Here is a 9,694-nt window from a genome sequence, read left to right on the forward strand (position 1 = left end):
CCAAACTGGCTCGGAACGCACGGTTTGCCGTTCCTGCCAGAAGACGCACTCGGCATAGTTCGCCGGTCGGCATAAACGTGTAAGCTCAATACTGTCGATCCGCTTGCCTATTTGACCTGCACACTCACCGCCATTGCCAACGGTCACAAGCAGCGCCAGATTGAGGGTCTCCTGCCGTGGAATTACTCCTTAGCATAATGGGTGTTTGAAGGCTTTCGTCGGCCCGTTAGCGAAACGACGACGCAGCTATGTGTTTGGCTCTAGATTCGGTCTCCAGGAACTGGGTAAAATTGATCCTGTGCCTTTAACGACCTGTTTCTTGATCACCGTTACCCTGCCCAGGTGGCCGTTCGGCGCTAACCAATACAGTTCCAGAGAGGCGGAGCGTGCAGCAGATTCATTATCGCTTATTTCGCTGTGTGCTTTTTGCTGGCCTTCTCGTGGCGGCTTCGTGCTCGGACAACAGGGCGACCGCAGTAGTGAGCAAATTTGCCGAAAGCGAACTTCACTACATTGGGACTGGATGTGAGGGGCCATTCTGGGCCATTCGAGACGGCAACTTCGTCGCCTTCGACGGGGCGGCGTATCGGGTCCAGATGGAGAATGTCACCCTTGAGGATATCGGTTCGCATCGCGTTTCCATGTCCTCGCCATTGCCAAAAGGGAACCTTGTTACGACATTTGTTGGTTTCCACGCAGAACTGAGCCGGTTAGGCGCATAATTTCCATTGAGAATTGAGCCATGTGAACCTTCCCCCAACGCGGAGAGCGACGGGGGCAACGGAGTGATCCACATGGGACTTTTAAACATCATCCGTCGGATGGCGCTGCGCGAGAAGCAGTCGATCCGCGAGATCAGCCGGCGCACTGGACTGTCACGCAACACGATCGCGAAGTATTTGAGTGCCGGTACGATCGAGCCGACGTTCACGGTACCGGAACGACCGAGCAAGCTTGATCCTTTTGCCGACAAACTTGCTGGCTGGCTGCAGACCGAGGCCGGAAGGTCGCGCAAGCAGCGCCGAACGCTGAAGCAGCTTCATGCCGATCTGGTGGTTCTCGGCTTTACCGGCTCCTATGGACGGGTCGCCGCGTTCGCCCGTGAGTGGCGGGTTGAGCAGCAGACGGCGGGCCGCGGCATATTCGTTCCGCTGTCTTTCCGCCCAGGCGAAGCATTCCAATTCGATTGGAGTGAGGACTATGCCGTAATCGGCGGCGAGCGCACGAAGCTTCAGGTCGCCCATATCAAGCTATCACACAGTCGCGCCTTTCTGGTCAGAGCTTACCTGCTGCAGACGCACGAGATGCTCTTCGACGCTCACTGGCACGGGTTCCGCGTGTTCGGCGGCGTACCTGGTCGCGGCATCTATGATAACATGAAGACCGCGGTCGATCGTGTTGGCCGCGGCAAGGAACGGCAGGTCAACGTCCGCTTCCAGGCGATGACGAACCACTACGTCTTTGCGCCCGAGTTCTGCAATCCCGCCGCAGGCTGGGAGAAAGGCCAGGTCGAGAAGAACGTCCAGGATGCCCGACCACGGCTGTGGCAACAGATGCCGGACTTTCCAGATTTAGCGGCGTTGAACGCATGGCTGGAACAGCATTGCCAGGACCTGTGGCGCGAGACACCGCATGGCACCTTGTCCGGTTCGATCGCAGATGTTTGGGGTGATGAGCAGCCTGCCTTAATGGCATTGCCCGCCATGTTTGACGGCTTCGTCGAGCAGAGCAAGCGCGTCTCACCGACATGCTTGATCACCTTCGAGCGTAATCGTTACAGTGTGCCTGCATCATTTGCGAACCGGCCCGTCAGCCTGCGGATTTATCCCGAGCGGCTGGTCGTTGCAGCCGAGGGCAATATCCTCTGCGAACATCCGCGGATCATAGAACGCAGCCACGACAAACCACCACGGACGATTTATGACTGGCGGCATTACCTTGCCGTCATCCAGCGCAAGCCCGGTGCTTTGCGCAATGGCGCACCCTTCCTGGAATTGCCGCCGGGCTTTCGACAACTGCAGGATCAGATGCTTCGCCGCCCCGGTGGTGATCGGGAGATGGCCGACATCCTCGCTCTGGTTCTTCATCACGACGAACAGGTTGTCGTCAGGGCTGTGGAACTGGCTCTGGATCAAGGCGTCGCGACCAAGACGCATGTGCTGAACCTGCTGCATCGTCTGATCGATGGGAAGACGACTGATGGTCCTGACATCGACACGCCACAGGCGCTGACCTTGCTGCTTGAACCCAAGGCCAATGTAGAACGCTATGACGGTCTGCGGGTCCGGATCGTAGGAGGTCGTCATGCGTCATGATCCTGCCAGCGCCGCCGTCGTCATCATGCTGCGTAGCCTGAAGATGTATGGCATGTCTCAAGCCGTCACGGACCTGATCGAGCAAGGGGCTCCAGCGTTTGATGCAGCCGTGCCGATCCTGTCCCAATTGCTGAAAGCCGAAATGGCCGAACGCGAGGTCCGCTCCATCGCCTATCATATGAAGGCTGCCCGCTTCCCGGCCTACAAAGACATCTCCGGATACGACTTCGCCGCCAGCGAAGTCAACGAAGCGACGGTGCGCCAACTAAACCGATGCGAGTTCATCGACGGAGCGCAGAATATCGTGCTTGTCGGCGGGCCGGGCACAGGCAAAACACATGTCGCGACCGCCCTCGGTGTCCAGGCGATCGAGCATCATCGCCGAAAGGTCCGCTTCTTCTCGACCATCGAATTGGTCAATGGGCTCGAGCAGGAGAAGGCCAAAGGAAAAGCAGGCCAGATCGCCGAGACACTGGTTCGCCTCGATCTGCTGATCCTCGATGAGCTGGGATACCTTCCGTTCAGTGCTTCGGGTGGAGCGCTGCTCTTCCACCTCTTGAGCAAGCTTTACGAGCGCACCAGCGTCATCATCACCACCAATCTCAGCTTCAGCGAATGGGCCACGGTCTTCGGCGACGCCAAGATGACGACCGCTCTGCTCGATCGCCTGACCCACCGTTGCCATATCCTGGAAACCGGGAACGACAGCTTCCGCTTCAAAGCCAGCTCGGCCGCCGCGGCACAAAAGAGAGGAGAAAAGGCCAACCCATTGACCAAAGCATGATCAGAAAACCATACTTAGAGGTGGCTCACTTCTCGGTGGAAAAACCGGCTCAGTTCCGCGTGGAAACCAACAGACATTCTTGCTCAAGCACGATGATACAGTCGCCATAATCGAAGGCATTCGCCCGGTTCCAGATTTCACGCCTGAGCAATGGGCATCGGCTTATGGCGCTCAGATGCGACAAGCGTCAGAGACATTAAGAGCGAGCCCCTCATTGGTTTTATGCCCGGCTTCGAAAAGCTAGAGTAGGACTGCAATTGGCGCGATGCAGTCGTCCCCGGCCTCGCAAGACAGTTCGAAACGCCTAAAGCATCTTGATCGAGTGCGACCGGGACCCCGCTTACTCTTCCATCACTGATGAAACAACGTGACATCGCCCCCCCCCGGCGCGCAAAATACCACGCTCCATCCATGAGGGCGCTCGCGACATGGCTCGCGATATCGCCAAAACGGAAGCCTATGTCACTTCGAGGCGGGAGAGGAAAAAGGTCGAGATGCTCTTTGCTCACCTCAAACGCATCCTCAGATTGGATCGCTTGCGACTACGAGGGCCGAATGGAGCTAGAGATGAGTTCCACCTCGCAGCCGCAGCCCAAAACCTCCGGAAACTCGCAAAGCTACAAAGCTAATCCCGACGCCGATGCCGAAACCAGCATAAAGGGAGCTACACCTTGGCGCGCCAGCCGCAATCCAGATGCTGCCGCACGATCTCGACGCGACTTTATCAATGGTATCGGCCCATTACCGCCATCCCGACTATTTCTAGGGCATTGGCTTCTGATTGGGATTCGCGGCCAGGAATTCGCCAAGAGCCCGGTCCTCGGCATGGCGTTTCTGCTGATCGATAATCACGAAGTTGGTACCCAACTCGACCTGAAGCAAAAGCAGAAGCTGGTCCACATCGCTATTGAAGCGGTCGCACCTGGCTTGCGTCCAGAGGCTTGGATCAGGTGGATACAATGGGTTGAGGTAGCTAAGATATTCTTGATCAAGACGGTTGATGAGCGAGTGAACGTTGCTTGGCAATAAAAGCCGGGGGGGAAGTGCGACATCCCCTTGAAGGTCATACACGGTCGCATCAAGCGGTCCGACGCCTAATTTGGATCGGGTAGCATCATCACCCGCCCACAAGCATCCGCCAGCCCCAAAATCAAAGAAAAATCGTAGTGTACCTTTTGTCATGGTGGGAACAGTCATGTTTTACGAAATGTCCGCAAGTGGCGCATCGTTGCCATCTCTATCACAGCGGTATTACTCGAAACAGCAATACGCGCACGGTCAAGGTGCGAGGCAAACAGCGCTAACTCCGATGTGTGGGCGCCTGTTCGTGTTCCGCGGGCGTGGCGGCGGCCTGATCAAGGTCATCTGGCATGATGGTCAGGGAGCCTGCCTGTTCACGAACGATCGGCGTTCATACTACACCTCTTTCCTCGCCAGTTGATGTTTTTGGCTCAGTTTGCGTTTCTCGATACGCAGCAGCGCGATTCTTGAGGGGGTTCCATCGGCTGCATTGCTTTTGCGGCAGGTCTCCATCGGCGATTTCGTACAGGCTATAGTGCCCGTTATAGGCATGTCTGGTGATGAGGCCAAATTTGGCCCATCTGGCGACGGTTTGCTCGCTGATATTGAGATGCGCTGCCGCTTCCTGTCTTGTCAGCATTCCCCGCTGTCGCAGTCGATCATATCGTGATCGCAGCTTATATTCGTGGATGAGATAGGCGACTTTGAGGGGTGTAAAGCGGGCGTCCTGGCAGCCGCGACGTGCGGTTCCACCTGGGCGATGTCCCTGCTCGTTTAGAATCTCGGCGATCTCGGGATAAATGTAATCGTCGAGAAGCCTATCGACCAGTTCAATGATACTGGGCTTTGTCTTGATCTGCTGAGGAGAGGATTTTGGGTTCATGGTGGTGAGCGTCTGGATTTTGCCGCCCTTGAAGCGAACGTGAAGCTTGGTGGTTCCTTCCGCTGGCAGCTTTAAGAGAGTGACATCCTCAATGATGTGGGCCAGTAATCGCTTGCGTTCGCGGCTTAGGGTATCCGGCTCTTTCCAGAGCTGGTTGAAGTCGGCCGTCATCGCGACTAACCGTTCGTGGACAGCTTTATCGAGGATGAATTGATCGTGCTCTCGGCCACGTTCGCGCTCTTCGCGGGCACTGGCCAGCGTGCGAAGCTTCTCGTTCCATTCACCTTCGAGCGTGTCGGCGACGAGGCGGTTACTAGGATCGACAAGCATGAAGCGGCGCTGAGCGAGCTCGGCTTCCGTTTGGGCGCGTTCGATTGCGCGACAGCGCAGCCGGTCTGCTTCTTCATGCCGGGCTTGGATCTCCTTGCGGACTTCGAGAGCGAGTTCGACGGCCGCCGGCGTCATTTGCTCGGCAATCAGCATACCGATGGCTTCATCGACGGGAGGCCCGGCGATCGACTGACACATAGGCTCCCCACGATAAATGCGGGCACGATTACAAATGTACCAGGCTTCCTGCCGGCCACGCCGCGCCGCATAGCGAACCCTAAGATGGCTGCCGCACTGCCCACATACGGCCCGGCCTTGCAGCAGTGCCGGTCCCTCCCTTGGGATTGAAGCTCGTGCCGCTTCAAATCCACGGCCATTCGCCTTGAGGATCTTCAGATTCTCCTGATGTCGCTCCCAGCTGATATAGCCGGGATGAGCATCGGGAATGCAGGCCGGCCAGTCATCAATGTCGCGCGCACGCAGAGTCTTTTTGCCGTCGATGGTGCGTCGAAACTGTCGTCGGCCATAGGTATAGGCGCCAGCGTAGCGCGGATTGTTCAGGACACGCATCGCCGTCGATGCGGTCAGCGGCCGAAACAGCGTGCCGCCGTTGTGTAGGCGCGATGGAAACAATAGGCCTTCATTGCGAAAGACCTTGACGGTCTGGGAGGCGGACCCGAGGCGAGAGAACATCTCAAAGAAATGAATGATCGTTTCTCTGACTTGCATGTCTGGATCGAGCGTCACATTGCCGAAATGGTCATAGACCAACCCAGTCGGCAGGAGGCAACGAAACTCGCCGCGCCGCACCTTGTTGAGAATGCCGCCGCGTAGCCGGGCTTTGATCACATGCAGTTCGGCCTCACTCATTGTTCCCTTGAGGCCGAGCAGGAGCCGGTCGTTGAAACTTGCCGGATCATAGACGCCGTCCTCGTCGAGGATCAGGGTGTCGGCAAGGGCGCAAATCTCCAGCAGACGCTGCCAGTCGGCATTGTTGCGCGCCAGACGCGAGACCTCCAGGCCCATGACGATCCCGGCATGTCCCATGCCGACGTCGCTGACCAGCCGCTGAAACCCCTCGCGCCACACCGCCGATGCACCGGACTCTCCTTGATCGTTGTCGATGACGATAATCTGCTCGTCGCGCCAGCCGAGGGCGACAGCGCGTCCCCGAAGCGCATATTGCCGCCTGGCGCTCTCGACGTTCTCGACGACTTGCCGCATGGAAGACTGGCGGATGTAGAGGTAGGCGCCACGTTCGAGGTGATGAGGCTGGACTTTGAGATGTACATTCATGGTGACCTCCGATCGTTGGTGCTCATAGCGATTGTCGCAAGGACGTGAACGACGGCGCTGTGTCCGCCGCGCAGCGGCCAAGCCATTGACGATGGGTAATTCTGCTCTGGCGGGGTGACTGCTGTTGCGGTCAGCGCCTGAGCCCATCCCCACATGCCCCGGCGCAGAAAGAGCATCAGGCCGCTACGGGCCATAAGTGGCAGCGCTGCGCCGAAGGCGGCCTTGCGCAATACCTCGTACTGGGACGCGATGGTCGACGGTTGGGTCGGGCATGCCGCCGTCGCGGCAATGTTTACGTGTCGCTTTTTTTTAGAACCCGCTCGATCGATCTGGGATGAAGCTCGATATCGAGTTCCTGGCGGAGCAGCTTGGCCAGTTCCCGGGCGCGAACGGGTTCTCCTGGGGCGGTCTGCGCCTGCAGAAATGCCAGGACTTTGTCGTCGATCTTGTGGGGACCGCGGGGGCCCGGCTTTGTCGGCACCAGTCCGGCAATCCCGGCCATGTCGAAGTTCACCTTGGCCTGGTAATAGGTTGGCCTGGAAACACCGTACTCGTCGGAGGCCTCCGTCACCGACACCTTGTCGATGGACACGCGACGCAGCATCTCGTATTTGACCTGCACGGCGTCGTGCGGATCGAAGAACTCGCTGCCCCGAAACTTTGGATCGCGCACCTTCTCGGGGGTGGGATTGAACGTGCCCTCTTCGATGAGGACATCCATCTTTGTGCGCTTGCTCTCGTACTTCGCAGACATCAATGGCTCCGAGGACATGAAGCGGCGTTAGCGTAATGCTAATTATGCCGCATTCTGCTACCTCGTCAAGGCGATGTTTATGGTCTATCTGACGCGATATCTCGTATTTGCAGGCGTACCATCTCATAAAAACGACCTCTTGCGGCATAATCCACTTTACAGATGCGACATATTTACCTTTACACTTCAGCGCGTCAGCGCGGGCTCGATTTGCTCGAAAGGCGCTCCACCAGAGTGGCCAACTCCATTAAGTCGACAATCCGCAAGAGCAATCGTCCGTTGCTCATGACGACTTCGGGATCCAGGCTCACAAGATCAGTCCATTGCGGAGGAACCGACCAAACAGTGGCGTCCTCGGTCTGCAGCAAAAGGCGTTCACCATGCCGGTTGTAGCGCTTGCCGATGCACGGCAACTGTCGTGGGAATAAAGGATGAAACGGATGCGTTACCCGCACTAACTGCGTATCTGCGTTGGCAGTGGCTGCATTCTGTTGTGAGGTACAAGAAGTTGGAACGTGGACGTTTCATATGGCCGTCGGCGGCCGATGGAACGGTCGTGATTACGCCTGGGCAGCTCGGTTATTTGCTGGAAGGTATCGACTGGCGGATGCCGCAAAAGACCTGCGACCAACCTCGGTCGGATGAGCAAAAATACTGGAATAGCGGGGGCGAATATGATTCCATCTCGCCATGAACAGCCCTGTCGACCAGCTTCCAGATGACCTTGCCAGTGCGCTCGCACTGCTGGCCGAAGAGCGAGCGCTGCGTGTTGCTGCCGAGGTGGAAGCGGCGACAGCCAAGGCGGAAGCTGCCAGCGCAAAAGCGCTCGTGTCACATTCCGAGGCGCTGATCGCGCGGCTGAAGCTGGAGATCGAGAAGGTCCGCCGAGAGCTTTACGGCAGCCGCTCTGAGCGCAAGGCGCGGCTTCTCGAACAGATGGAACTGCAACTCGAAGAACTCGAAGCTGATGCCGGCGAAGACGAACTCGCGGCAGAGATGGTTGCCAAAAGCTCGACCGTCAGGGCCTTCGAGCGCAAGCGTCCGTCACGCAAGCCCTTTCCTGAACACCTGCCGCGCGAGCGCGTCGTTATTGCCGCCCCATCCAGTTGCCCATGCTGTGGATCGGCCAAGCTGTCGAAGCTCGGCGAGGATATCACCGAGACCCTGGAGGTCATTCCGCGTCAGTGGAAGGTTATCCAGACGGTGCGGTAGAAGTTCACCTGCCGCGAGTGCGAGAAGATCACGCAGCCGCCAGCACCCTTCCATGTGACACCCCGCGGCTTTGCCGGCCCGAACCTTCTGGCGATGATCCTGTTTGAGAAGTTCGCGCAGCATCAGCCGCTCAATCGCCAAAGCGAGCGCTATGCCCGAGAGGGGATCGATCTCAGCCTGTCGACGCTTGCCGATCAGGTCGGCGCGTGTGCCGCAGCCCTGAAGCCCATCCATTCGTTGATCGAGGCCCATGTCCTGGCGGCCGAGCGGCTGCATGGCGACGACACGACCGTGCCGATCCTGGCGAAGGGAAAGACCGATACCGGCCGCATCTGGACCTACGTTCCGGACGATCGGCCGTTCGGCGGACAGTCACCGCCCGCCGCCCTCTACTATTCCTCTCGGGATCGGCGGCAGGAGCATCCAGAGCGACATCTGAAGACCTTCACCGGCATTCTGCAGGCGGATGCCTATGGCGGCTATAACCCGCTGTTCAAAGCAGATCGCGATCCCGCGCCTCTGCGCCAAGCACTCTGCTGGGCACATTCGCGCCGCAAGTTCTTCGTGCTGGCCGACATTGCCACGAACGCCAAACGTGGCAGCAAAGCCGGACCGATCTCACCGATGGCATTGGAGGCCGTCAAACGGATCGATGCCCTGTTCGATATCGAACGGGAGATCAACGGTCTTAGCCCCGAGCAGCGCCAGGAGCGCCGCCGCAAAGACAGCCAGCCGCTCGTCGAAGAACTGCATGACTGGCTCCAAACTGAGCGGGCAAAGCTGTCGCGCAGTTCTCCTGTCTCTGAGCCGATCGACTACATGTTGAAGCGCTGGAACGGCTTCACGGCCTTCCTCGAAGACGGCCGGATTTGCCTGACGAATAATGCCGCCGAACGCGCGCTCAGAGGCTTTGCTCTCGGAAGAAAGTCATGGCTCTTCGCCGGATCGGATCGTGGCGCTGATCGTGCCGCCTTCATGGCCACGCTGATCATGACGGCATTATGCCGCGCGCGGCATAAGGCAGTTTATGCCGACCGGCGAACTATGCCGAGTGCGTCTTCTGGCAGGAACGGCAAACCGTGCGTTCCGAGCCAGTTTGG

Annotated in this window: 8 protein-coding genes and 3 pseudogenes; 9 read left to right on the forward strand and 2 right to left on the reverse strand. The window is 58.3% G+C overall.

The annotated features are described in order from the left end of the window. Nucleotides 1-75: 75 nt before the first annotated feature. The 7 genes and pseudogenes from CO667_RS33860 to tnpB (CO667_RS36455) all read left to right on the forward strand — a co-directional run. Nucleotides 76-198, forward strand: a pseudogene (locus CO667_RS33860) (transposase domain-containing protein); the annotation flags it as partial. Nucleotides 199-386: 188 nt separating this feature from the next. Next, a complete protein-coding gene (locus CO667_RS33865) occupies nucleotides 387-722 on the forward strand; it encodes a hypothetical protein (protein ID WP_096772308.1) in 336 nt (111 codons plus the stop codon). Between the two features lie 72 nt (nucleotides 723-794). Next, a complete protein-coding gene (gene istA / locus CO667_RS33870) occupies nucleotides 795-2,315 on the forward strand; it encodes an IS21 family transposase (protein WP_141399585.1) in 1,521 nt (506 codons plus the stop codon). Then, nucleotides 2,305-3,099 carry an IS21-like element helper ATPase IstB gene (gene istB, locus CO667_RS33875; protein ID WP_096772310.1) on the forward strand — a complete coding sequence of 265 codons (795 nt, stop codon included), beginning with the start codon at nucleotides 2,305-2,307 and terminating at the stop codon, nucleotides 3,097-3,099. The genes istA and istB overlap by 11 nt, the downstream gene beginning before the upstream one ends. 383 nt (nucleotides 3,100-3,482) lie before the next feature. Next, nucleotides 3,483-3,728: pseudogene (locus CO667_RS33880) on the forward strand (transposase); the annotation flags it as partial. Then, the gene (locus CO667_RS35200; protein ID WP_141399586.1) at nucleotides 3,667-4,128 is read left to right on the forward strand and encodes a hypothetical protein; all 462 of its coding nucleotides are present in this window, start codon (nucleotides 3,667-3,669) and stop codon (nucleotides 4,126-4,128) included. The pseudogene CO667_RS33880 and the gene CO667_RS35200, both read left to right, overlap by 62 nt. A 178-nt stretch (nucleotides 4,129-4,306) precedes the next feature. Continuing rightward, a complete protein-coding gene (tnpB, locus tag CO667_RS36455; RefSeq protein WP_348627820.1) occupies nucleotides 4,307-4,540 on the forward strand; it encodes an IS66 family insertion sequence element accessory protein TnpB in 234 nt (77 codons plus the stop codon). Here tnpB (CO667_RS36455) and CO667_RS33895 read toward each other — a convergent pair. Next, nucleotides 4,511-6,628 carry a recombinase family protein gene (locus tag CO667_RS33895; protein WP_096772313.1) on the reverse strand — a complete coding sequence of 706 codons (2,118 nt, stop codon included), beginning with the start codon at nucleotides 6,626-6,628 and terminating at the stop codon, nucleotides 4,511-4,513. The genes tnpB (CO667_RS36455) and CO667_RS33895 overlap by 30 nt on opposite strands. Before the next feature lie 292 nt (nucleotides 6,629-6,920). After that, nucleotides 6,921-7,349, reverse strand: a complete 429-nt coding sequence (locus tag CO667_RS33900; RefSeq protein ID WP_245424676.1) for a helix-turn-helix domain-containing protein — start codon at nucleotides 7,347-7,349, stop codon at nucleotides 6,921-6,923. A gap of 526 nt (nucleotides 7,350-7,875) precedes the next feature. Here CO667_RS33900 and tnpB (CO667_RS33905) point away from each other — a divergent pair. Next, nucleotides 7,876-8,076, forward strand: a complete 201-nt coding sequence (tnpB, locus tag CO667_RS33905) for a transposase (RefSeq protein ID WP_245424677.1) — start codon at nucleotides 7,876-7,878, stop codon at nucleotides 8,074-8,076. Then, nucleotides 8,073-9,593 (forward strand): annotated as a pseudogene (locus CO667_RS33910) (IS66 family transposase); the annotation flags it as partial. The gene tnpB (CO667_RS33905) and the pseudogene CO667_RS33910, both read left to right, overlap by 4 nt. Between the last annotated feature and the right edge of the window lie 101 nt (nucleotides 9,594-9,694).

It is taken from the genome of Rhizobium sp. L43 (assembly GCF_002531725.1).
Lineage (GTDB): Bacteria > Pseudomonadota > Alphaproteobacteria > Rhizobiales > Rhizobiaceae > Rhizobium.